20 protein-coding genes are annotated in these 22,875 nt (G+C 60.2%); 11 read left to right on the plus strand and 9 right to left on the minus strand.

The window, feature by feature from the left end; genetic code table 11:
- The first annotated feature begins 17 nt into the window (after positions 1 to 17).
- The 3 genes from glgC (at position 18) to IPP88_06630 (ending at position 3,655) form a co-directional block, all read left to right on the plus strand.
- On the plus strand, positions 18 to 1,322 hold the full coding sequence (gene glgC / locus IPP88_06620) for a glucose-1-phosphate adenylyltransferase (protein MBL0122404.1): 1,305 nt from the start codon (positions 18 to 20) through the stop codon (positions 1,320 to 1,322).
- Positions 1,319 to 2,767, plus strand: coding sequence for a glycogen synthase GlgA (gene glgA / locus IPP88_06625; protein MBL0122405.1), 1,449 nt, complete (start codon positions 1,319 to 1,321; stop codon positions 2,765 to 2,767). The genes glgC and glgA overlap by 4 nt, the downstream gene beginning before the upstream one ends.
- Positions 2,768 to 3,061: 294 nt before the next feature.
- Positions 3,062 to 3,655, plus strand: coding sequence for a lysophospholipid acyltransferase family protein (locus IPP88_06630; protein MBL0122406.1), 594 nt, complete (start codon positions 3,062 to 3,064; stop codon positions 3,653 to 3,655).
- A 42-nt stretch (positions 3,656 to 3,697) separates the two neighbouring features.
- Here IPP88_06630 and IPP88_06635 read toward each other — a convergent pair whose 3' ends face one another.
- A complete protein-coding gene (locus tag IPP88_06635; GenBank protein ID MBL0122407.1) occupies positions 3,698 to 4,105 on the minus strand; it encodes a hypothetical protein in 408 nt (135 codons plus the stop codon).
- A 181-nt stretch (positions 4,106 to 4,286) separates the two neighbouring features.
- Between IPP88_06635 and IPP88_06640 the strand changes: the two genes are divergently transcribed.
- Positions 4,287 to 6,722, plus strand: a complete 2,436-nt coding sequence (locus tag IPP88_06640) for a tetratricopeptide repeat protein (protein ID MBL0122408.1) — start codon at positions 4,287 to 4,289, stop codon at positions 6,720 to 6,722.
- Between the two features lie 31 nt (positions 6,723 to 6,753).
- Here the strand turns inward: IPP88_06640 and IPP88_06645 are convergent, their stop codons facing one another.
- The 7 genes from IPP88_06645 to IPP88_06675 all read right to left on the minus strand — a co-directional run bounded on the left by IPP88_06645 (position 6,754) and on the right by IPP88_06675 (position 12,010).
- Positions 6,754 to 7,155 (minus strand): hypothetical protein, encoded by a 402-nt coding sequence (locus IPP88_06645; GenBank protein ID MBL0122409.1) that lies wholly within the window; start codon positions 7,153 to 7,155, stop codon positions 6,754 to 6,756.
- A 99-nt stretch (positions 7,156 to 7,254) separates the two neighbouring features.
- On the minus strand, positions 7,255 to 7,950 hold the full coding sequence (locus tag IPP88_06650; protein MBL0122410.1) for a ribonuclease activity regulator RraA: 696 nt from the start codon (positions 7,948 to 7,950) through the stop codon (positions 7,255 to 7,257).
- 52 nt (positions 7,951 to 8,002) lie between these two features.
- Entirely contained in the window at positions 8,003 to 9,400 is a 1,398-nt protein-coding gene (locus IPP88_06655) for a PD40 domain-containing protein (protein MBL0122411.1), read from the minus strand.
- An 18-nt stretch (positions 9,401 to 9,418) separates the two neighbouring features.
- Positions 9,419 to 9,904 carry a glutaredoxin family protein gene (locus IPP88_06660; GenBank protein MBL0122412.1) on the minus strand — a complete coding sequence of 162 codons (486 nt, stop codon included), beginning with the start codon at positions 9,902 to 9,904 and terminating at the stop codon, positions 9,419 to 9,421.
- Between the two features lie 21 nt (positions 9,905 to 9,925).
- Positions 9,926 to 10,939: a tripartite tricarboxylate transporter substrate binding protein gene (locus tag IPP88_06665; protein ID MBL0122413.1), complete on the minus strand. Its 1,014-nt coding sequence runs from the start codon at positions 10,937 to 10,939 to the stop codon at positions 9,926 to 9,928.
- Positions 10,940 to 11,021: 82 nt separating this feature from the next.
- Positions 11,022 to 11,234: a DUF2788 domain-containing protein gene (locus IPP88_06670; protein ID MBL0122414.1), complete on the minus strand. Its 213-nt coding sequence runs from the start codon at positions 11,232 to 11,234 to the stop codon at positions 11,022 to 11,024.
- Positions 11,234 to 12,010: a DUF2189 domain-containing protein gene (locus IPP88_06675; GenBank protein MBL0122415.1), complete on the minus strand. Its 777-nt coding sequence runs from the start codon at positions 12,008 to 12,010 to the stop codon at positions 11,234 to 11,236. Before IPP88_06675 ends, IPP88_06670 begins: the two co-directional genes overlap by 1 nt.
- Before the next feature lie 475 nt (positions 12,011 to 12,485).
- Between IPP88_06675 and IPP88_06680 the strand changes: the two genes are divergently transcribed.
- The 4 genes from IPP88_06680 to IPP88_06695 all read left to right on the plus strand — a co-directional run bounded on the left by IPP88_06680 (position 12,486) and on the right by IPP88_06695 (position 16,742).
- Entirely contained in the window at positions 12,486 to 13,067 is a 582-nt protein-coding gene (locus tag IPP88_06680) for a GNAT family N-acetyltransferase (protein MBL0122416.1), read from the plus strand.
- A gap of 150 nt (positions 13,068 to 13,217) precedes the next feature.
- On the plus strand, positions 13,218 to 14,381 hold the full coding sequence (locus IPP88_06685) for an acyltransferase (GenBank protein ID MBL0122417.1): 1,164 nt from the start codon (positions 13,218 to 13,220) through the stop codon (positions 14,379 to 14,381).
- 474 nt (positions 14,382 to 14,855) lie between these two features.
- Entirely contained in the window at positions 14,856 to 15,434 is a 579-nt protein-coding gene (locus IPP88_06690) for a hypothetical protein (GenBank protein ID MBL0122418.1), read from the plus strand.
- A gap of 207 nt (positions 15,435 to 15,641) precedes the next feature.
- On the plus strand, positions 15,642 to 16,742 hold the full coding sequence (locus IPP88_06695; GenBank protein MBL0122419.1) for a glutaredoxin family protein: 1,101 nt from the start codon (positions 15,642 to 15,644) through the stop codon (positions 16,740 to 16,742).
- A gap of 378 nt (positions 16,743 to 17,120) precedes the next feature.
- Here the strand turns inward: IPP88_06695 and IPP88_06700 are convergent, their stop codons facing one another.
- Entirely contained in the window at positions 17,121 to 18,170 is a 1,050-nt protein-coding gene (locus tag IPP88_06700) for a tripartite tricarboxylate transporter substrate binding protein (GenBank protein ID MBL0122420.1), read from the minus strand.
- Positions 18,171 to 18,436: 266 nt separating this feature from the next.
- Between IPP88_06700 and IPP88_06705 the strand changes: the two genes are divergently transcribed.
- The 3 genes from IPP88_06705 to IPP88_06715 all read left to right on the plus strand — a co-directional run bounded on the left by IPP88_06705 (position 18,437) and on the right by IPP88_06715 (position 22,627).
- The gene (locus IPP88_06705) at positions 18,437 to 20,266 is read left to right on the plus strand and encodes an OPT/YSL family transporter (protein ID MBL0122421.1); all 1,830 of its coding nucleotides are present in this window, start codon (positions 18,437 to 18,439) and stop codon (positions 20,264 to 20,266) included.
- 84 nt (positions 20,267 to 20,350) lie between these two features.
- Complete coding sequence (locus IPP88_06710; protein ID MBL0122422.1) at positions 20,351 to 20,728, plus strand: YbaN family protein; 378 nt, start codon at positions 20,351 to 20,353, stop codon at positions 20,726 to 20,728.
- Positions 20,729 to 20,740: 12 nt separating this feature from the next.
- A complete protein-coding gene (locus IPP88_06715; GenBank protein MBL0122423.1) occupies positions 20,741 to 22,627 on the plus strand; it encodes a gamma-glutamyltransferase family protein in 1,887 nt (628 codons plus the stop codon).
- Positions 22,628 to 22,875: the final 248 nt, after the last annotated feature.

Raw genomic sequence — 22,875 nt, forward strand, 5'->3', positions numbered from 1 at the left:
CTCGAAAAGGAACGGCCATGCCCGCCAACGTTGACCGCAATACCAGCAACAAGAACATGCAGGTCCACCAACTGATGCGGCGCACCGTGGCACTGGTGCTGGCCGGGGGCCGGGGCTCGCGTCTGAAGCAATTGACCAATGGCCGCGCCAAACCGGCGGTCTACTTCGGTGGCAAGTTCCGCATCATCGACTTCGCGCTGTCCAATTGCCTGAATTCCGGGATCCGGCGCATGGCGGTGTTGACGCAGTACAAGTCGCATTCGCTGCTGCGCCACCTGCAGCGCGGCTGGAGTTTTCTGCGGGCTGAACTCAATGAAATGGTGGACTTGCTCCCCGCCCAGCAGCGCGTGGGAGAAGAACACTGGTACCGCGGGACTGCGGACGCAGTGTTTCAGAATCTCGACATCATCCGTTCCAGCAAACCGGACTACATCATCATCCTGGCGGGGGATCACGTCTACAAGATGGATTACTCGTTGATGATCTGGGATCACGTGGAAAGCGGCGCCGGCTGCACCGTCGGCTGCATCGAGGTGCCACGCGCTGAGGCCAGTGGTTTTGGCGTGATGGCGGTAGGCCCGCACCGGCAGATCACCGCATTTGTGGAAAAGCCCGCCGATCCGCCGCCGATGCCCGGCAAGCCCGAAATGTCGCTGGCGAGCATGGGCATTTATGTGTTTGATGCCGAGTATCTTTACCGCGTGCTCGAGGAGGATCTTTTGAATCCTGATTCGAGCCACGACTTTGGCAAGGATGTGATTCCCCGCTGCGTGTCCGAGGGCAAAGTCCTGGCACACCCATTCAGCATGAGCTGTGTATCTCGAGTGGAAACCACCACGCCGTATTGGCGCGATGTGGGCACCATCGAAGCATTCTGGGCGGCCAACCTCGACCTCGCTTCGACCACGCCGGAGTTGGATATTTACGACACCGACTGGCCGATCTGGACTTACCAGCGCCAGCTTCCCCCGGCAAAGTTCGTTCCGGATACCAATGGCGCCACCGGTGTCACCGTCAATACAGTGATCTCGGGCGGCTGCATTGTCTCGGGCTCTTACGTGGCGCATTCGGTGCTGTTCTCGGAGGTGCGTATTCATTCGTTCTGCCACGTTGAACAAGCGGTGCTCTTGCCGAATGTGACCGTGAATCGCCATTGCCGCTTGCGGCAGGTGGTGATCGACCGCAACTGTGTGCTGCCAGCGGGACTGGTGGTCGGCGAGGATCCCGTGCTGGATGCACAGCGCTTTGAGCGCACGGAGAACGGGGTGGTTCTCATCACCCGGGGAATGCTGGAAAAACTGACGATGGCGCCGGTCAAATGAAAGTGCTACAGGTCAGCGCCGAAATATTTCCGTTACTCAAGACTGGCGGCTTGGCGGATATTGCCGGTGCCTTGCCGCTCGCCCTGACCGCGGCAGGCTGTGAAGTGCGTTTGCTGTTGCCGGGTTTTCCGCCGATATTGCAGGACCTGAAGGACATAACCGCGCTCGCGCAACTCGTCACGCCGTGGGGGGAATCGGTGGTGCTGCAGAAGGGCCGCCTGAATGCTCTCGGTCTGCAAGCCTATGTGATCGACGCGCCGGGGTTATACGCGCGCCCGGGTAGCCCGTATGAAGACGCGCAGCGCCAACCGTACGCTGATAACTACCGGCGCTTTGCGTTGCTGGGCTGGATGGCGGGGCAATTGGGGCAGGGCGTTGATACGCAATGGCATCCGCAAGTGGTGCACAGCCACGACTGGCACGCCGCGCTGGCGCCGGCTTACCTGGCCTTCTCGCGTGAGCGGCAACCGAAGCGCGTGGCCAGCCTCTATACCGTGCACAACCTCGCCTACCAAGGCGTGTTTCCGGGGCAGCACTTCGCTGAGCTCGGCCTGCCGGACGCGGCCTTTGCGATGGATGGGCTGGAATATTACGGACAGATTTCATTCATGAAGGCGGGGCTCGTCTATGCCGACCGCATCACTACGGTCAGCCCCACCTACGCAAAGGAGATTCAAACGCCGGAACAGGGTTGCGGACTCGACGGCTTGTTGCGCGCGCGAAGCGCTGTGCTGTCGGGTATTCTAAACGCGGTGGATGAGGCGGTGTGGAACCCGGCCACCGACAAGCAAATTCCCCGCAAATACACCGCCACCGATAATGCCGGCAAGGCGCGCTGCAAGGCGGCACTGCAACAGGAAATGGGGTTGGCCATTACGAGCCGTGCCCCGTTGTTTGGGGTAGTGAGCCGGTTGACGGAACAAAAGGGCCTGCATTTGGTGATCGCCGCGATCGACGAGTTGATCGCAAGCGGCGGCCAATTGGTGGTGCTGGGCAGTGGTGAAGGTGGATTGGAATTTGCCTTGCGTGAACAGGCCGGCCGCCATCCTCAATCGGTGGCGGTGCGCCTGGGCTACGACGAAGCGTTGGCTCACCGCATCTTTGCCGCGACCGATGTGACAGTGGTGCCGTCGCGCTTTGAACCCTGCGGGCTAACGCAGATGTATGGCCTCAAATATGGCAGCCTGCCGCTGGTGCATCGCGTGGGCGGCCTCGCGGATACGGTGATCGACTGCACAACGGAGGGATTGCGTGCACAGAACGCGAACGGCTTTGTATTTGAGGAGTTTTCCCCACAGGGATTTGCCGGCGCCATGCGCCGCACATTTGCCTTGTACGCGAGTGCGGGAGAATGGAATGCGGTTGCCACCCGTGCCATGCGGCAATCCTTTGGTTGGCAAACCAGTGCGGCGAAGTACGTGGCGCTCTACCGTCAGATCGTGTAAATGGACAAACGCGGAATATGTCCTGCGGTAGGCGCGCAATATCTGCGGCGGCGGTCGTTTGGGTGAAATTGTGCGTTCAACGTCGGCCAAAGTTGCGGATCGCCATTTGACGGGCTTTCCGGGGCTAAAATGGCTCAAATTCCGCGCCAGTTCTTGAGTTTGCGTCCATCGACCGTGGTTGACACATGAACCAGAAGGCGAGCGGAATCACTGCGATGCTCGCAGGTTTATAGTCGCCATTCAACTTACAAGAAAATCCGCGAGCGCCAAAGCTTAGCGATTGATGCGCCAAATATGCACACCACTATCTTTGATACGCCCGTCATCAACACAGTCCTGCGCTGGTTTTCAGTTACCTTTCTGAAACTTGGCGGCTGGAAAGTGACCGGCGCACTTCCGCCGGGCGTTGGCAAGTGCGTTTTGATTGCGGCGCCGCATACCAGCAACTGGGATCTGCCGTTCACGTTGATGGTTGCGTTCGAGTTGCGATTGCATGTTTACTGGATGGGCAAACAATCGATATTTTCGCCGCCGTTTCGTGGCCTGATGATGTGGCTGGGGGGTATTCCTGTCGATCGGGAACGCTCGACGAATCTGGTCGCCGCCTCGGCCGAGGCGATCCGGAATGCCGACCGGCCGCTGCAATTGGTGGTGCCGCCCGAAGGCACGCGCAGCAAGGAGCGCTACTGGAAGACCGGTTTTTACTACATTGCATTGGGCGCCAACGTGCCGATCGTCATGGCCTACATGGACTACCACCGGAAGCTGTCAGGACTCGGGCCGGTGTTTCACCCCACCGGCGACATCGATGCCGACATGCAAGTCATCAAGGCGTTTTATGCGCCCTTCAAAGGTAAGAACGCCGGACAGTTTGACGCGAAGGGTTAGGGAGTTAGAAGGGTTAGGGCTCGCGTCGAAAAGTCCCCGCGCTCAGCGCCGGTCGACCGTCGCCACGATGGGTACAACACGGTCGCCTGCGGATACCACCACGATCTTGCGTTCGTCCCAGTTGCAGCCGGACAATGCAATGGCGGCGAAAAGAATGAGCGCCGTAACGACGATGGACAGGCAGGCGATTTCCTTGAGAGGGATCTCGTCATCGGCGTCGATGCCGGCTTCACGATTGAGACGCGGTTCGACGGCTTTGTCTGGCGCGGCTGCCACCTTCGGACTGGCTATGATCGAAGCTGAGGCAGTGTCCGCCGGGGATGAATGCGGGTTCCCGGACGAGTGCAGCGGCGTGACTGCCCGGTTCGTACGAACACCGGGCCGCGTCTTTTGAAACCATGGAATGCCAGTCAAATGAGGCCGTTGATCGCTTTCGAGTGTCATGTTCATGCTGCGTCTCCTTCTCTTGTGCCTGAGCAAATCAGGGCTGCCCGGGCGATGTGTGTACTGTCTGCCAGAAGGGGGCGTTCAGTCCTTAAGCGGCCCTTAAACGTTCTGAAACGGCTAGAATTTGGCTGTCGGAAAGCCCGTTGCGTCGGCGGTGCGACGACACTTGGTCCCTGGAGCACACTTGCCACACAACTATCGGTTCGGTCAGGTTGAGATCCGGCCCGCCGAACGCCGGATACTTGTCGATGGCCAGCCCGTCAGCGTCGGCGCCCGCGCCTTTGATTTGCTGCTGGCGCTGATCGCGCGCCGTGAACGCGTGGTCAGCAAGGATGAGTTGCTCGAACTCGTTTGGCCCGGCCTCGTTGTCGAGGAAAATAATCTCCAGGTCCAGGTCTCCACGCTGCGCAAGTTGCTCGGCGCCCATGCGCTTGCCACCATTCCCGGTCGTGGATATCGGTTCACGCTCAAGCTGGACGGCGATACAGGGGAGTCACTCTCTCCTGCGCAGGCGTTGCGCATGCACAATCTGCCGGCGCAACTCAACAGCTTTGTCGGGCGCGAGCGAGAAATCAGTGAGCTTACGGAGCTGTTGGGCACCACGCGGTTGGTGACCTTGACCAGCATGGGCGGGACCGGCAAGACGCGGCTGTCGTTGCAGGTCGCGGCCGAAGTGACGGAGGACTACCCGGATGGCGTGTGGTTCGTGGAACTGGCGCCTCTGGGCGACGAACGGCTGGTGCCGCAGGCGGTGGCATCAGTGCTTGGTGTGAAGGAAGTCGCCGGGCGTCCCGTGCTGGAGGCGTTGGAAAGATTTGTCAGGGACCGGCAACTGCTGCTCATCCTCGACAACTGCGAACATCTGGTGCAGGCCTGCGCCGACCTCGCAAAAAAACTGCTGCGATCGGGACGCGGCCTGCAGATCCTGGCGTCCAGCCGCGAACACCTGCATGTGATGGGCGAGACAACCTATCCTGTGCCCTCGCTGGCTGTTCCCGACCCTCTCCCGGGCGCCGGCAACGCGCCCACCGGGGCCATCCAACTCGACGCATTCATGCAGTACGGTGCGGTGCGACTTTTTATGGACCGCGCGGTGGCTGCTCAGCCGGCATTCAAAATGACGCGCCAGAACGTGACGGCGATAGCGGATATCTGCCGCCGTCTCGATGGCATCCCTTTGGCCATTGAGCTTGCTGCCGCGCGGGTAAGCGCGCTCTCCGTTGATAAGATCGCGACGCGCCTGAGCGACCGATTCGGATTGCTCACCGGGGGAGACAAGACCAGCATGCCGCGTCAGCAAACCCTGCGCGCGTCAATCGACTGGAGCTATGACCTGCTTCTGGAGCCGGAGCGGATCTTGCTCCAGCGCCTTTCGGTCTTCGCGGGTGGCTGGACGCTGGACGCCGCGGAAGCGGTGGGCGCGGGAGACAGCATTGAAGAATCGGCCGTACTCGACATCCTGATTCACCTGGTCGAAAAATCGCTGGTGGTTATGGACGCCACTGGCGAACGTTATCGACTGCTGGAAACTGTGCGCCAATATGCGCTGGGGCGGCTACACGAATCGGGTGGGGAAAGTGCCGCGCGCATGCGACATTTCAGGTTCTACTCGGATCTTGCCGAAAGGGCGCGGCCCGCCCTTGCGGGGCCGGAACAAGGCAAGTGGCTCGCGCGGCTCGACCTTGAGCGCGAAAATCTCTTGTCCGCGCATGCGTGGGCGGATCGTGCGGAAATGGGCGCTACTCTGGGATTGAGCCTGGTGTGGGCGCTCAGGCCCTACTGGATTACGCGTGGTTTCCTTGGTCTGGGACAGCAGATGACGGTAGAGGCGATCTCGCGGCCAGGTGCGGAGCAAAGAAACCTGGCGCGTTGCCGCGGACTCTTTGACGCGGGGCAGTTTGACATCGTGTTGGGCCGTTATGCCGAGGCGCAGCGGTATCTGGAGGAAAGCCTGGCTATTGCGCGCGAGATCGATGACAAGCGCAGGATCGCCGTGGCATTGCAGCCGCTGGGAATGGCGTGCATGGGACAAGGGGACATGATCGCGGCGCGGATCCATTTGCAGGAGGCGCTCGCCATGGCGAGCGAGTTGGGGAATAAACGTGAAATTGCGGGTGCACTGAACATGCTGGCGCAAATGCTTCGGGTAGGCGGTGAACTTGATACCGCGGAACCACTGTACGAGAAAAGCCTGGCGCTAGCCCGTGAACTTGAGGATCGCGAAAGCATTGCCATTGGCCTCCTCAACCTTGCGATGGTATCAATCGATCGCGGGTCAGCTGACGTGGCAGCGCCGATGTTGCTTGAGGCGCTGGCAATCGCTCACGAAATCGGTTCCAGGCGAATGGGGCAAAGTGTGCTGGAAGTGTCTGCGGGGCTCGCCGCGTTGCGCACGGAGTGGGCATTGGCGGCGCAATACTATGGCGCGGCAGAGGCGCTGGCGGCAGATACGGGGCTTCGCCGCGACCCTGCCGACGAGGCTTTCCTGGCGCCGCGGATTGCGCGGACGCGGCAGGCAATGACAGACGTGGACTTTGCCACGGCCGAGACAACGGGCCGCGCGTTTGACTATGAGGAGGCGATGGGCAAAGCGCACGGGTTTCTGGCGGCCAACGCCTGACGCCTGATGTCTGGCGGGCCGCCCAACGGGACTAGTCGTTGATGATGATCGGATCCAGCGGCGGTACCGCTGGCGAGCCGTCCACCTTGATGGTGTACTTGAATTTTCCCGGCTTGGAGTGCCTGTTTAGACAGGAAAACGCAAGCCCATTCTTCTCGGGACGGCAATCGGCAATCTCATCGCGCGCGTCGTTGACCACAATGCCATCTTTTGGAAACGTGTATTTCGAATCAGGCGGCAATTGCCAATTGATCCTGACGTTCTGTATGCCCTTTGCAAAAAACAGCGGCTCCTGATCGACGACGATTTGCTTTCCGCCAAGGATGGAGACGCGGGGGCTGGCCGGATCTGACTTCATTCCGTGGGAATGGTGCGACGCACAGGCTGTCAAGCCAAGCGCGGCCGCGACCGCGACGAGTAGCGTTTTTTTCATTTGCTTTTCCTCGAATGTAATTGAGATGCAATTTTCATATTGTCACAAATCTTGTTGCCTTATCTATTTGAAACCACATCGTTCCAACTTACTCGCTGACTATTTGGTTGCTTCATAACGCGCCAGGTTTTCGGCATTGGGCGGATACAGGCCCGGTAGCGCGGCCCCATTCCCGACTTCCTGCATGATCCAGTTTTCCAGGCGCTCCTGCTCCGGCGCCGCGGCAACAATTTCATCAAGCAGTGCAGCCGGAATCAGCACTGCGCCGTCCGCATCGGCGACCACAACGTCGTCGGGAAATACCGCCACGCCGCCGCAGCCGATCGGCTCCTGCCAGTTCACGAACGTGAGCCCCGCCACCGACGGTGGTGCCGCGGCGCCTTGGCACCACACGGGAAGATTGGTCGCGAGCACACCCGCCACGTCGCGCACCACGCCATCGGTAATGAGTGCCGTGACGCCGCGCTTTTGCATGCGCGCGCACAGAATATCGCCAAAGATACCTGCGTCAGTGACACCCATCGCATCCACCACGGCAATACAGCCGGCCGGCATGGCTTCAATGGCCGCGCGCGTCGAGATTGGCTTGGACCAGGATGCCGGTGTCGCCAGATCCTCGCGCGCAGGGACGAAGCGCAGCGTGAAGGCGCGCCCGACGAGGCGCGGCTGATCGCCCCTTAGTGGTCGCGTGCCGCGCATCCACACATTGCGCAGGCCTTTCTTGAGCAGCAGCGTGGTGATGGTTGCGGTGGTCACCGCGGAAAGGGTTTTGACGGCATTGGCGTCGAGGGTCATGGTGTTTCTTTCAAGAAGAAAAGGGGGAATGCAAAGAACGGAGAGCAGACAATCAGTTGCTGCCAGCGCCTCGTAAAGCCTTGTCAGAACGCCCGATCGTGTTGTGCACGTTGTGTGCGCCGGCCGGTTTGTCCATCGGGATGCGTTTGACTTCTTTGAATGTGGCGGTATCAAAGACGATTAGCGCGCCGCCGTCAGCTCGGCGTTCCGCGAGGCTTGCCAAGGCGTACTTTCCATCGTGGCTGAACTCGACATGCGTGAGAGTCTTGCCAGGCTCTGTGTTGATTTCGGCGATCGGTTGCAGCGAGTGTTTATCGAACACGAGAATTTTGCCATCTGACTTGCTCGTCGCCGGATAAGCCCAGACGTGAGGTATTTTTTCGTGCACGCGAATCAGGAAACCCGGGCCGGGCACTGGAAGTGATTTGACCGTTTCCCATCGGGCCACGTCGACGAGGGAGATCGCGCTATCACTTATGTTGGGCACGGCCGCCACGGTCTTGCCGTTCCATTGCCATGAAGTGCCGGCGCCAGGATGGGGCATTCCCGGCAGATTCACCCCGGCGATTTTTTTGCGTACATCGAGATTGACGACCTGTACCCGTCCGGTGGCGCGGCTGGCGCCCATTAATTCGCTGAATTCCCGTGCAAAGAAAAAATCATTCAACGGTTCTGAAAGCGATGTGCGGCGGGGGTTCAGAAAACCAGGAACGAACGTGCCCTCACGGTATTGAAAATCATGGATCATCCCAATCGGCAACTCTTCAGCAGTGGGGTTGTAACTGATCTCCCAAATTTCCGGCACGTCCGTGAGCGCGGCGACAAAGCTCCGGCGTGGTCCCGCATCGTAAACGGCTGAAACGCGGGAGCTCGCTTTGCCGTCCTTGGCCTTGACGGAATGTACCTTGAGCACGTTCAGTTCCGCATCCAGCAGTACCAGTATGTGCGGCAGGTCGTTGGCGATCGCGAGAAACTTTCCGTCGCGCGAGATGGCGAGGTCAGACGTTTCAATACCGGCTCGAATTTCGGCGACTGCTTTCAGATTCCAGATGTCGAACTTCGTGATCCAGCCATCACGCGACGCAAAGTACGCGTAGCGACCGTTCGGCGTGAATCGCGGCGCGCCCTGCAGCGCAAGGCGGCTCTGAAAGCGATGGACCGGTTCAAGCTTGCCGCCGTCGAGCACGGTCACATGATGGGCGCCCGTCTCGACCACGATGAAGAGGTTCATCATGTCGACGCCGGTGAATATGCCGGCGGGTTTATCCGGAAGGCTGCCGGGAGCGTAGTGGACGATACGGGAGGCGCGGATTTCAGCTTCCGGCAATGTCGCTGCCGCTTCGACCATCGCGGTCGCGAAAGTACCAAGCATGCCCAAGGCAGCAATGCACCATTGACACACCGTCAAACGCCGATTCGTTCCACCCTTTCCCTTGTTCACTTGATTCATTGTCAGGCGGCGTTACCGCTATTTCTTTGCGCCAAAGAAGCTGTCATAGGACCCCGCGGAAAATCCTTGTTGTCGCCTGCCGCCGGCCACGATTAGTGGCACACCTTGCCGGCCACCTGCCTCAAAATATGCGCGACCGCCGTCAGGGGTATCGATGTCGATCTCCTGATAACTTATTCCCCTGGATTGCAAATACGTTTTCGCCTGCTTGCAATAGCCGCACCAGTTCGCGCTGAAAAGTACCGGCGTATCGGATGAATCCATTTTCTTCATCTGCGCCAGGCGGTTCTGCATGCTCTTCTGCAATTCCGCCTGATACTTCAATACTGATGGCGGCAATGGCGAGGAGGGTGCGTCCACGATACGAAGTGTGGTCGTTGATTTGCCGTCGGCAGGCGGCCGATCCGTGTACGTGATGCGCCCGTCAGGCCCGACGACTTTGTAGAGCGTTTCCGCGTGCGCGGTTGCGGCGACGAAAACAAGCAAACAGGCGAGCGTTTTCATTCGGATATCGGACAGCATGCTTCAGTCGACCGAGGCGCCGGAAGTTTTTACGATACGCGCCCACTTGATGATGTCGTCATTCAGGATCGCCGCAAACTGCTCGGGTGTAACAGGTTTGTCCGCGGGCGCCGCCAGTTCCACGCCCAGTTGCTCCAGTTTGTCGCGCAGATCCTTGGTGGCGAGCGCCTTGCCCATGCCATCCTGCAACTTGGCCAGCACGTCTTGCGCGACGCCGGCCGGCGCGAACAGGCCGATCCAGAGTGTGCCGTTGTAGCCTGGGACGGTCTCGGCGATGGTCGGTACGTCGGGCAGTACAGGCGAGCGCGCAGCACCGCTCACCGCCAGCGCGCGCAGCTTGCCGGCCTTGATGTGCGAAAGCGCGGAAGGCAGGCTCGCGAACAGCATCGGCAGCTGGCCACCCAGCACATCGTTCAGCGCGGGTGCGACGCCTTTGTAAGGCACGTGCTGCAATTGCACGCCGGCCATGCTGCCCAGCATCTCGCCTAGCAGGTGATTCAGCGTGCCGTTGCCGGCCGAAGCATATTGATATTCGTTCGGCTTGCCTTTGGCCAACGCCAATAATTCGGCAACGGATTTCGCCGGAAACGACGGGTGCACCAGCAGCACGTTCGGTACCGCGCCGATGAGGCTGATGGGCTTGAAATCCTTCACCGGATCAAAGCCCGGATTCTTGTAGAGTGCCGGGTTGATCGCCTGGCTGCTGCTGATGGTCATGAGCAGGGTGTAGCCGTCCTTCTGTGCACGGGCGGCTGCCTGCGTGCCGATATTGCCGCCCGCGCCGGGTCGGTTCTCCACCACGATCGACGCGCCAAGGATCTCGGCGAGCTTCTGGCCCACGACGCGGCCAACAATGTCATTGGTGCCGCCGGCGGTCTGCGGGACCAGCATCACGATCGGGCGGCTGGGGTAGGTGGCCTGTGCTTGTAATGCCGGCGCGAATATCGACGCGAGGCCGAGCAATGCCGCCAATAACACCACGCGGTGCTGAGAAAAGTTTCGACTGAGCTGGTGCATGTGTCTCTCCGGGTAAGTTGGAATCGTCGCCTGCCGCGGCATTCAGGAAAATGAAGGTTTCATCGGGGCGATCAGGTTGGCGTCATTGAATTCCCATCACCATCTTGATCACGCCTTTGGCAATGAAGCCGATCATGCCAAAGGCCAGCACCAGGAACAACACAAAAGTGCCAAGCTTGCCGGCTTTCGAATCCTGCGCAAGTTTGTAGATGATGAACAGCATGTACAACATGAACGCGCCCAGCCCGAAGGTCAGGCCGAACTGCGCGAACTCCGCTTCCGTGACGTTGAACACTAGACTTCGTCCCGGACCAGATCGCGATACGCGTGCCAGCTGGCGTGCCCCAGCAGCGGCATCAGCACGATCAATCCCAGCAACGCCGTCGCCATGCCGACCGCGGCAAGCAGCATGATCACAGTCGCCCATGCCGCCATTGGCAGCGGATTCGTCATCACGACCCGCCAACTCGTCAGCACCGCCGTCAGCATGCTGACATGGCGATCGAGCAGCATCGGCATCGCGATCACGCTGGAGGCGAATACCGGCGCGGCCAGAATGCCACCCAGCACCACCCAGGCTTCGAACAGCCACGAATCGCTGATCACGACGTACTTCAGGAAATCCGCCGGCCCGCTGATGGGATGCGGCGCCCACAGCGTGATCATCGCGGCGGAAGTTAGCACCCAGCCGGTGCCGGACAGTGCCAGCAACACGCCGAATCGGATCATGCAGCCATCGCCCGACCCCCACACATCGCGCACGGTGGCGAAGGAGGCGGGCTCATTTTTTTCCAGTGCGCGGCTGACGGCGTACAGACCCGTGGCGAGTACCGGTGCGACCAGCAAAAAGCCGGAAAATGCGCCTGCCAGTAGCCAGAAGCGATCGCGTGCAAAACCGAAGATGACCGCGCCGAATACCGCCATGACCAGGCCATGCGCGATGCCGATCGCCGGATGCCGCCGCAGGTCCCGCCAGCCAAGTTGCAGCCAGGTCAGGCACCGGGCCAATTCGACTTCGGGCAAGTCAATGTCGGGTTTCGGTCGAGCGGGTGTTGTTTGCGGAGAAGTCATTGGGGGTGGCAGGAGTGATTCGATGTTTGCGCGCGGCGGTAAACCAACGTTCGACCAATGCACGGCCCACGCATGACCGGCGTTCGATCGTGCCGTGAGCCGTAAGAACAATCGTATCACCGCTGATCGCTATTGGCGCATTGACCGCGAGAGATATTGGCTTTCATGCCTCGCCAGACTTTCCTTGTGGCGTGCAAGGATCGCACTGGTTCCATGCGTCACGCTGGGTTATTATTTGACGGTAGCAATGAAGCCTGTCGGCCAGGACTCATGTCTGTCGAATGAATTAACATGAAGTCATTGAAGGTCTGATTTGATAAACCTGACAGGTTCCTCGGGCTCCAGCGCTGGCTTACAGTCGACGGGCAGGATTCGGCCACATCCGGTCCTTCAGCTTGATCTCCCAATTGATTTGAATATCGGCACGATGCAACCATGACCAGGCATTTCCTACACCATCGTTAGCCGCACATACATGCCACTGCGGACACCAACACTACAAACCTCGCGACTACTTCTGCGTCCTTTTGCGGAGACCGACGCGGAGGCGATCTACGCCCTTCAAAGCAACCCGCGAGTTCTTCGCTATTGGGATGCACCGCCTTGGACCGACCGCGCCCGCGCACAGGCCTTCATCGCAGCGTGCAGACAGATGGAAGAGGACGGAAGCGGTGCACGGCTGGCAATAGAGACCGGCGCGGAGCGCTTGTTCATTGGCTGGTGCTCCATTTTTCGCTGGAACCCGGTATATCGGAGTCTCGGAATCGGCTACTGCCTAGACGAACCCGCCTGGAGCAAAGGCTATGCAACGGAAGCCGTGCGAGCCATGTTGCATTGGGCTTACGACGTACTCGATCTGAACCGAGTGGAAGCCGAACTCGACACCCGTAATGCCGCGTCCGCGCGCGTACTTGAGAAGCTCGGCTTCGCGCGAGAAGGTATGAGGCGAGAAGACTGCATCGTCGCTGGAGAAGTTTCTGACTCTTGGATCTACGGTCTTCTCAGGCGCGATTGGAAACCCGAAGCAAATGCAGTGCGCATCAAAAGTGCGGCCTAACCGGCGGGTCAACCGGACCGCCCACAGCCGGCTTCGCCGCTTGTATTCGGCCCGTTACCCGCAACGTTAGCCATATTCACCATCCCGCAAGGTGCCCGCATTACTCCAGCCTCTTCCGACCGTCTACCCTGGATCGACAATCTTCGTACGTTGCTGATTGTGCTGGTCGTCAACCTTCATGCGTGCGTGACTTATAGCCATGTTGGCGATTGGTACTTCATGAGTGCGCAGGAACCCACGCTGGCCGCGAAGGTGCCGTTCATTCTCTGGCAGGCTCATCTCCAGTCATTTTTCATGGGTCTGTTGTTCTTCATCTCCGCCTATTTTGCACATGGCTCAATCGCCCGCCGCGGCGTCGGTGCCTTCGTCCGCGAGCGTCTACTTCGTCTCGGACTTCCAGCATTGCTTTACATGCTGGTGATTCACCCCTTCATTCTGTTGGTGTTGAATCCGTGGAACTTCAATTTCGGCCCTCCGGCTGCGTTTTACGTCAATTATCTTCGCACGGGGAAATTCCTCGGCTCCACAGGCCCCCTTTGGTTCGTAGTTGCGTTGCTACTTTTTAGTCTGATATTCGCAGCGTGGCGCTCGATGCGACCTTTGTCCAATGATCCACGGCCTGCTACCGCCCCAACCGGCGCGTTCCTCTTGCTGTTCGCGCTTGTTCTCGGTTTCGGTTCATTCGCTATGCGCCTCGTGCAGCCCATCGGGACTAACGTGCTAAACATGCAGCTGTGTTTCTTCGTGCAATACATCGCGTTCTTTCTGGCAGGCTGGCACGCAGCACGTCACGGTTGGCTACTTCCACTGGCTTCGTCCTCGTGCGCCCGCACCGCTGGTAGGCTGGCCCTTTTCGGCGGTCCGGTGCTGTTGCTCGCGATCATCATCATCGGTTCTAGAGCGGCGGGACCCGAAGCGTTCTTTGGAGGTTGGCGCTGGCAGTCTTTCGGTTACGCCGTGTGGGAGCAACTCGCCGGCGTTGGCCTCTCGCTCGGCTTGCTTGCGTTGTTTTCGCGCAAATGCAACATCGAAAGCCAACTCTTGCGCTGGCTTTCCGACCGTTCCTTCGGCGTTTACTGTGTTGCACGCCCCAGTCATAATCGCTCTGGCGATGCTCTTTCGCACCTTGCCGCAGAACACTTATGCCCTTGTCGCGCTTCTCACACTTACCGGACTTACTGCCAGCTTCGCTGTGGCCGACATCGGCCGCCGCCTACCGGGCTTGCGGCGCATCTTGTAAGCTCCATAAACCAGGTTCCGACGCTTGGGAATTCAATGCTTCCAGGGCTTACATTTCTGTGGCGGCCACAATGAATCGCGACTTCATTTGCTTTGACGAATTGGAGCTTGCAATTGACACTCTCGTTTCGGCCATCACAAGCCGATCGACTTGATCTTCCGTTTGAATCTCGGCACGATGTACTAATGGTCATACTCGTCCTCGGCAAAGGATAGGCAGTTGACAAGAAACCCTCTATCGGAGTCTGTCATTTCTACCTAATCGCGGTGAGCACCGTTTCAGGCGGGTTCGCGTCAGTCGTCCTTAAAGCCGAAGAATTTGGCCTTCCCGCAATAATGTTAGTGGTCCTTTGCCTTCTTTGTCTTTGGGGGGCGGTATTTGCGTCAGAACGAATACAGCGTGTTCTTGCTTCTATTTATTCATCCGGCGTTTGATGTTCTGCATCCGGCCACGTGCGGCTCCTCGGCTTGAACTTCCAATTGAAACACCCCACGACGCGACCATGACCAGACTCCTTTTACTCCGTCGTTAGCGAAGAGATGGCCCGTATGCAGCTATTGCGCCGCGTCTTGGCGGTCACTGGGACCGCGATTGCGTTCGCTGTCAGTTTCGTCATGCTTGCGCGAGTCATCGGGGTCACCTCACCATGGCTCGCGCTTCTATTGATGTTCTACTTCATGGGCCTAGCCAAGGTCGCAGAGCCGATCTTCATGTTTCGAATGCCAAGATCTCTCAACAAGGTTCACGTTTGGGAGCAGACAGGGAGGATCTATCGGCGGCTTGGGGTGCTGCGGTTTGGGGCGTTCCTTCGCAACCCTCCCCTTCGTTACCTCAACACCAACGTTTACCTCTCACCCCAGGCGCCTGACCTACACGGACTTTATCGGCGGGCCGCTTCCGCCGAAGCAATCCATTTCTACGCTGCAGTCATGTTCACGCCATACATTGGCTACCTCGGCATAACCGGCCAATACAACACCGGAACCTTCTTCGTGGCGGTTCAACTAATCTTCAACATCTATCCAATCCTTCATCTTCGTTATTTGCGAGGCCGCCTCGAGACAGCCCTGCGAATGCAACTCAGGCGAAACGCGCACGCAGGTGGATCCATCGCTGGTTACGGCTAACGTCTATCGCCCGCCTCCGGGACCCCTGAATATCCGCAGTTAGTCGGCTGCAGGCTTACAATTGAGGGACTCGTTTCGGCCAACACCGGTCCGTCCGACTTCAGCTTTAACGTCAAAATGAAAGGTATTCGTGTTGTCCGTTAAGGTGGCTTTGTGAGCGGCTTCATTTACTGGGTTCTCAGTGTTTTTCGCGCCCTTGCCGCGGTGCTGGCTTTGGGCTGCGCGTCTTCTCCGGGCTTGGCGCAGACACCGTCCGATGCGCCCGCCAACCAGACGTCTGTCGCCTTGGTGGTGTACGTGCGCGACGGCTGCCCGCATTGCGCGGATGCCAAGGTGTTCCTCGAACAGCTTGCGCGTGAGCGGCCGCAGTTGCGCATCGTGTTGCGGGCGGTGGACAAGGACCCTTCCGCGCGTGACGAACTGATGGCGCTGTCCCGCAGCGCGGGCACCGGGCCGCCAGGTGTTCCGACGTTTGTCGTCAAGGGGCGGGTGCTGGTTGGTTTTGGCGACGCCCGTGAAAGCGGCCCGGTGGTCCTGGCCCTGATTGATCAGGAAACCGTGGCGCCGAGCAAGGTCGAAACGCGCCTCTTTGGCACCCTCAGCGCGTCGCAGATGGGCTTGCCGCTTTTCACGCTGGCGCTGGGCCTGCTGGACGGCTTCAATCCGTGCGCCATGTGGGTGCTGCTGTTCTTGCTATCCCTGCTGGTGCGCCTGCAGGACCGGCGCCGCATGGCGCTGGTCGCCGGCACCTTTGTGTTGGTCAGCGGCGCCGTGTACTACGCGTTCATGGCGGCCTGGCTGAATGTCTTTCTGGCGGTCGGCCTGTCCACTCAGGTGCGCTGGGTGCTTGCCGCCTTCGCCCTGTTGGTGGGTGCCGTCAATGTGAAAGATTTCATGGCGTTTGGCAAGGGCATCTCGTTCTCCATTCCGGAATCCGCCAAGCCACGCATATATGCGCGTGTGCGCGCCGTGCTCAACGCCGAGGCGCTCCCAGGTTCGCTATTGGCAGTGGCCGTGCTGGCCGTGGTGGTGAACTTCATGGAACTGCTGTGCACGGCGGGGCTGCCCGCCATTTACACCGCCGTTCTGACCCAGCAGAGCGTGAGCCCGGCGGCGCACTACGGCTACCTGGGGCTGTACATCCTGGGCTACATTGCCGATGACACCCTGATGGTCACGGTGGCGGTGGTAGCCTTGGGCAATCGAAAGCTGACGGAGCACACAGGCCGATGGCTCAAGCTCCTGAGCGGGCTTGTGATGCTGGCGCTGGGCGTTGTGTTGCTGGTGCGGCCCGGCTGGTTGATCTGAAGTCGCAGGCAGCTAAAGAAGGCAAATCCTCTGGGTGTTGGAGCGTCAGATGTTCGAGCGCCATCGGCCGGCTGATGGCCGATGGACTTGCGGAATCGACGGAGGCAGCACTGCAGCACCAGCAAAAATTCTGGCGGCTTGCAGGAATTTTACTGATGGCTTCATTGGCGCTTGCCGTGCTAGGGATTATCGCGGCGATTGTGATTCCGATTCTGGCGAGCCCGTTAGCGATCGCGGTGGGCCGGTGCGTTGAATCCACCCACCGTGAATCGCGGATCGCCATTTGGCGGGCGTTTCAGGCCGAAAAGGCCCTGAGCGCCGCGCCAGTTCTTGAGTTTGCTGACATGGCGAGACGCCGCAAGCTCCCCGTCCGGCGAGTTACTCGGCGGACAGTTTCCGCGCCCGGATCAGCGCGTGCCAGAACGTCGTCTCGCGCTGGATAAACGATGCCAACGCTTTCCCGTCGGTCGGCATGATTTCAAGGCCGTATGCTTCCAGCCGCGCGCGTATGTCCGGTGCGTTGATGGCCTGGTTCATTTCAGCGGTCAGCCTGCTGATGATCGCAGGTGACGTGTCCTTCGGCGCGAACAGCCCCTGCCATGCGGTCACCTCGAAATCTTTCAATCCTGCATCAAAACCGGCATCGCGGCCGATCTCGTCGAGCGTCGGCACGTCGGGCAGCGACGGAATGCGTGCCTTCGACATCACGGCGAGCGCCCTGACGTTGCCGCCCTTGATCTGCGGCAGCCCGGCGGCGGTATCCAGCACCATCATCGGCACCTGACCGCCGATGACATCCTGCACCGCCAGCGCGGTGCCGCGGTAGGGGATATGCAGAATCGTTGTCCTCGTCCGTTCGATGAACAACTCCATCGCCAGGTGATGCGGACTGCCGACGCCGGGTGAGGCGTAGCTGTACATGCCAGGACGCTTCCTGAGTTCTTCGATCAGCTGTCTGGCGCTGTTGAAGCCCGAGGCGGTATTTACCGCGAGGATCAGCGGAAAGCGCGCCATCAAGCCGATTGGCGCGAGTTCATGCGGATCGTAAGGCACTTTCTTATACATCGCGCCGTGGAACACCATGGCGCCGTTGTCGCCGGTGACGATGGTGTATCCGTCCGGCGCTGCCTTGGCGGCAATGTCCGTCCCGATCATGCCCGCCGCGCCCGGACGATTGTCGATGACGACAGGCTGGCCAAGTTGCTTCCCCAATTGCGGTGCGAGCTGGCGCGCCAGAAAGTCGGAGCCGCCGCCGGCCGGATAGGCGACGATCCAGCGCAGCGGCTTGCTCGGCCATGTCTCTGCATGGACGCCGGGCGGGCACATGGCGAGCAAGGTGAATAGCGCAGCGCCAACGCGTTGCAGGATCGGGTACTTTGTGGCGCGGGTCACTTGAATAAGTTCGGGGATGAGGTGCGCCATATTCATGCGTTGCACGCACGCAAGTTGGGGTCAGTAAAACGGATACAGGGCAATTGCAAATTGCGGATAGCGTTCAGATTCTACCGAATGCGGAGGCGCACGGAACCGGCATTTTGACAGGAGCCGCGTGGGTGCTACTCAATGTTACCCCGTCGATGAATATTCAAGAGTGGCAGCTGGTCACTTCGCATCGCGGGGCTTTACAATGCAGCACGTTTCCCCAGCACCCGATTGCAGGCCTGACCCCGGGCGCGATCCCACAAAGGCGAATCATGACGACTACTCCTGCATCCTCAACCGCTCCCCGCTGGAGCTGGCTGCCGACGTTGGGCACGTGGAAGTATTACGCGCTGCTTGGCATTGTCGGCATCCTGATACTTGGCCCGCTCGGCGGGGTGACGGCCTCTTACATGAATTTCTCGCTGGGTTTCTTTGTTGGCGGGCAGGTACTGGCGGGCATCCTGGGCTCGGTGGTGACATATGGATATGGCGCCGAGGGCAAGCACGGCGCCAACTACATCCAGACTACGGCCGCCTCGGTGGCGGGCATGAGCGGAATGGCTGTGGTCATCCAGGCGATGGTATGGCTGGGATTACCGCAGCCGCCGACCTGGGTGCTGATCCTGTACATGATGAGCATCGGCATGTTCGGGGTTGGCGTCGGCATGTTGTACACACCGATCCTGGTGGATCGCCTGAAGCTTAACTTTCCCTCTGGCCTCGCTGTGGCCAATATTCTGCGGGCGCTGACCGATCCGGTATTGCTGAGGCAATCGGTATCGCGTCTGTTCGGTGGCATGGCGCTGGGTATTGCCGGCGGCATTGGTGCGGCGAAAACTGCTTTCCTGGGCGCAATCGATCTCTCCACCTCGACGTTCGGTGCGGGCATGATCGTCGGCGCGCGCATCGGTATCGCCGCCATCGCCGGTGGCCTCGCCGGCTGGGCGCTGATTCCGTACTTCATTTCCATCGGCTGGCTGAAAGCGGGCGAGCCGTTCCGCAAAATCACCTTCCTGATCGCGCTCGGCATGATCATGGGCGCGGCGCTGGTGGACGTGAGCCAGATCCTGTGGCGCGCCTGGAAGCAATCGCGTGAGACCGCGAATGCGCCCAAGATCGTGGAAGAAGACTGGAAGAAGGTCCATATGGGCCGCCTGGTTGCCTGGGTGGCGTTCTGGGGCGTGACCATCATCGTGGTGGGATCTCAGCTGATGAATGTCCCGGTGGGCTACCTGATCTTTGCCGTGGTGCTGGTGTTTGTGTTCGTGATGGTCAACGGCATTTCCACCGGCATGACCGACTCGAACCCGATCTCGTCTGCCTTTGTCGTCACCGTCGTGCTGATGGCGGCACTGGGCCTGAAAGATCCCATCGCCGGCCTGCTTGCGGCCAGCGTGCTGCTGATCGCCACTTCTACCGGCGTCGACATGCAACAGGATCGTTCCACCGGCTGGCGCCTCGGCACCAATCGCGTCATCCAGTTCCGTTATCAGGTTGCCGGCATCGTCATGGGGGCGGTCATGGCGGTGGTGTTCGCGAAGCTGTTCATGTCCGCGTATCCGATCCTCAATATTGATCAGACGACGCTCGCGGCCGACCAGCAGCCGGACAAATGGACCTCTGCGATGACCTATAAATTTGTCGGCGCGCTGCGCAGCCTGACCGACGACAAGCCTTATCAGCGCACCGCCATCTGGCTTGGCGTCGCCATCGGCCTGGTGACGCAGTTGTTGCGTCAATGGATCAAGGCGAGCGAGCGCTATCAGAAATGGATCGCGAACAGCCGCGCAGGTTTTGCCACCGATTTCGCGCTCGACGCCGCGATCCTGCCGTCGCCGTACGCATCGTCTTTCGGCGGCTTCGTCAACCTGCCGACTTCGGCGTGGTTCGCAGCCGGCGGCATTTTCTCCAGCGTGGTGGATACCTTTGCCAAGCGCAAGGAAAGCCGCAACGGTAATGGGAGCGGCAATGGCGAAAGCAAATCAGCGCTGCCCAGCGACATGAGCACGACTTCGCTGATGGGCGGGGGACTCATCGCGGGTGACGCGTTGGCGGCGCTGGGCTTGGGGTTGATGGGGCTCGCGGCGACATTGTTGAGCTGAGCGTGGACAATACTGAAAAAAGTTTTCGTGGCGACTGAACCTGGGCACCTTGACGTTAACGCGGCTGCTGCCCGGTCGGCACCGGTGAAACATCACTGGACCATTCGTTCGCAGCGCGCGCTGTGGCTGGTCGCCGGCTGGCTGGCGTTGCTGCTCGGTATCATCGGCATCTTCCTGCCGCTGTTGCCGACCACGCCGTTTGTGTTGCTGGCGGCGTTTTGTTTTTCGCGTGGCAGCGAACGCTGGGAGCGCTGGCTACTGCACCATCCGCGCTATGGGCCGATGGTGCGAAACTGGCGCGAACACCGCGCGGTGCCACTGCGCGCGAAACAATTCGCCACCGTCATGATGGTGCTGAGCGCGGCCTGGTCATGGTGGATCGTGTCGGCGCCATTTCAGTGGGTGCCAGCAGCCTTTTGCGCAGTGGTCGCGGCATGGCTATGGAGCCTGCCGAATCGTTGATAGGCATGGCGCATGGCGTTGTCAATCGCCGGTAGCGTCATGCGGGGGAGCTTTGCCTTGGGAGGATTCATGATCAAACCGTTCATGTCATGTTGTTGCCGGCCGTTCTTGAAAGTTGGCACGCTCTTACTTCTGGGTGCGTGCGCTTATCCGTCGCCATCCGGCAAATTGTTGTCGCCGACGCCCCAAGGATTGTCCCGTTCAATTGCCACCCAACCCGCGAAGCAGGCGGTCGTCACCGCGCATCCGCTGGCCACGCGCGCGGCGCTGAGGATGCTCGATCAGGGCGGCAGCCCGATCGATGCGGCGATCGCGGCGCAGATGGTGCTGGGTCTGGTCGAAGCGCAATCGTCCGGCATTGGCGGTGGGTCGCTCATCATGAATTGGGATGCCGCCGCGGGGAAACTTACCAGCTACGATGGTCTGGCCGCCGCGCCGTCCAATGTCACGGCTGCGCTGACGATTGACGTCGATGGCAGCACACTGAAAAGCGAAGATGTGCAGCGCGGCGGTCGCACGGTGGGCGTTCCCGGGACACTGGCGGTGCTGAAGATGGTGCATGAACGCTACGGCAAGCTTCAATGGTCCGCGCTGTTCGCGCCGGCGATCGAACTTGCGCAAAGCGGTTTCCCGATGCCCGCGTACATGCACAAGATTCTTTCCACACCGACCGCCGCAAGCGAACATCCGGATATGGTGCCGCTTTTTTTTGGCGCGGATGGCAAGGTGCGGCCGATCGGCGCGACCGTGACAAATCCTGCGTATGCAATCACGATGAAGCGAATCGCCGCGCGCGGGCCGGCCGGCCTGTGGGAAGAGGGCGCCGGCACGGCGCTGGTCGCGTCTGCGCAGCGTGGATATCGCCATTCGCTGATCACCGAGGCGGATCTTTCCGCCTATCGTGCCGAGCCCCGCGATCCGGTTTGCGCGCCGTTCCTTGCGTATTCGGTGTGCGTGATGGGCCCGTCGTCGTTCGGTGGCGTGGTGGTACTGCAGATGTTGCAGATGCTGGAAGCGCGCAAGCCCGCCGCGCCGGGCGCGGCACGCTTCGATTTCGATGATCCGGCGTTTGTCCACTACTATGCCGAGGCGGGAAGACTGGCGCAGGCGGATCGACTGCACTACGTCGGCGATCCGGGCTTTGTGAGCGTGCCGGCGGATGCCCTGGTTGCGGGTGCGTATGTGCGCGATCGTGCGCAGCGAATCGATTCTTCGCGCATGACCAAGGACGTGAGCGCCGGCGTAGTGGAAGCGAAGGCTGCTGCGATCATGCCGGTCGAGGCATCGCAGCCTGAAACCGCGGATGCGACGAGCCAGATTGCCATCGTGGATGCGGCGGGCAATGCGCTGAGCATGACGACGACGATCAATCTCAATTTCGGCTCGCGCCTGATGGTCGATGGTTTCGTGCTGAATAACGCGATGACCAATTTCTCCGCCGCACCGCGCGCGGGCCAGGCCGCGCCCAACCGCATGCAGGCGGGCAAGCGTCCCGTGACATCGATGGCGCCCACCATTGTGTTTGACCGATCCGGCAAGCCGTTTATTGTCGGCGGGTCGGCAGGTGGTGGTCAGATTGTCGATTACATCAGTGCCAGCCTGGTGGAGATGCTGGCCAATCAGCGCACACCTGCGGAGGCGCTGGCGCGGGGTCATGTCTCCACGGCGATACGCGGCAAGCTGCAACTGGAAAAAGATACTGCGGTGGCGTCTCAGTCGGCGACACTCGCGGCCAAGGGGCATGACGTCGATGTGTTGCCGATGACCAGTGGTCTGGGATTTTTGATGCGCCGCGACAATGCTGGCGTGGCGGGCGGGGTGGGTGGCGCGAGTGATGGGCTGGGCGGCTGGATTGGTGCGGCCGATCCCAGGCGGGATGGCGTTGCGGAAGGGCGTTAGTCGTCCGATTGGCGGATTTGCGAATCGGGATCGGGGACGGGTTGCAAGTCGCTTGGAGATTGCGCCCGCCGCTATTTATACTTGTTTGCCGATCAATTTGAACCCACCGCCACGCATTGACAAAACATTGCTCCGGTTACGTTGCAGGATGATCTGAAGGAATAGTCGAAAACGACGCCACGGAAGATTGCTCCCCGGCATAATCAAGCGTAGATCGCCATTTGACGGGACTTTCCAGGCGTTTATGG

It is taken from the genome of Betaproteobacteria bacterium (genome assembly GCA_016720925.1).
Classification (GTDB): domain Bacteria; phylum Pseudomonadota; class Gammaproteobacteria; order Burkholderiales; family Usitatibacteraceae; genus UKL13-2.

What these genes read in the sequence shown, in the direction of transcription:
- glgC (MBL0122404.1), top strand. Translation starts at nt 18, where the DNA reads ATGCCCGCCAACGTTGACCGCAATACCAGCAACAAGAACATGCAGGTC.
- IPP88_06630 (MBL0122406.1), top strand. Translation starts at nt 3,062, where the DNA reads ATGCACACCACTATCTTTGATACGCCCGTCATCAACACAGTCCTGCGC.
- IPP88_06650 (MBL0122410.1), bottom strand. Translation starts at nt 7,950, where the DNA reads ATGACCCTCGACGCCAATGCCGTCAAAACCCTTTCCGCGGTGACCACC.
- IPP88_06645 (MBL0122409.1), bottom strand. Translation starts at nt 7,155, where the DNA reads ATGAAAAAAACGCTACTCGTCGCGGTCGCGGCCGCGCTTGGCTTGACA.
- IPP88_06700 (MBL0122420.1), bottom strand. Translation starts at nt 18,170, where the DNA reads ATGAATATGGCGCACCTCATCCCCGAACTTATTCAAGTGACCCGCGCC.
- IPP88_06680 (MBL0122416.1), top strand. Translation starts at nt 12,486, where the DNA reads ATGCCACTGCGGACACCAACACTACAAACCTCGCGACTACTTCTGCGT.
- IPP88_06675 (MBL0122415.1), bottom strand. Translation starts at nt 12,010, where the DNA reads ATGACTTCTCCGCAAACAACACCCGCTCGACCGAAACCCGACATTGAC.
- IPP88_06705 (MBL0122421.1), top strand. Translation starts at nt 18,437, where the DNA reads ATGACGACTACTCCTGCATCCTCAACCGCTCCCCGCTGGAGCTGGCTG.
- IPP88_06690 (MBL0122418.1), top strand. Translation starts at nt 14,856, where the DNA reads ATGCAGCTATTGCGCCGCGTCTTGGCGGTCACTGGGACCGCGATTGCG.
- glgA (MBL0122405.1), top strand. Translation starts at nt 1,319, where the DNA reads ATGAAAGTGCTACAGGTCAGCGCCGAAATATTTCCGTTACTCAAGACT.
- IPP88_06655 (MBL0122411.1), bottom strand. Translation starts at nt 9,400, where the DNA reads ATGAATCAAGTGAACAAGGGAAAGGGTGGAACGAATCGGCGTTTGACG.
- IPP88_06665 (MBL0122413.1), bottom strand. Translation starts at nt 10,939, where the DNA reads ATGCACCAGCTCAGTCGAAACTTTTCTCAGCACCGCGTGGTGTTATTG.
- IPP88_06635 (MBL0122407.1), bottom strand. Translation starts at nt 4,105, where the DNA reads ATGAACATGACACTCGAAAGCGATCAACGGCCTCATTTGACTGGCATT.
- IPP88_06660 (MBL0122412.1), bottom strand. Translation starts at nt 9,904, where the DNA reads ATGAAAACGCTCGCCTGTTTGCTTGTTTTCGTCGCCGCAACCGCGCAC.
- IPP88_06715 (MBL0122423.1), top strand. Translation starts at nt 20,741, where the DNA reads ATGGCGTTGTCAATCGCCGGTAGCGTCATGCGGGGGAGCTTTGCCTTG.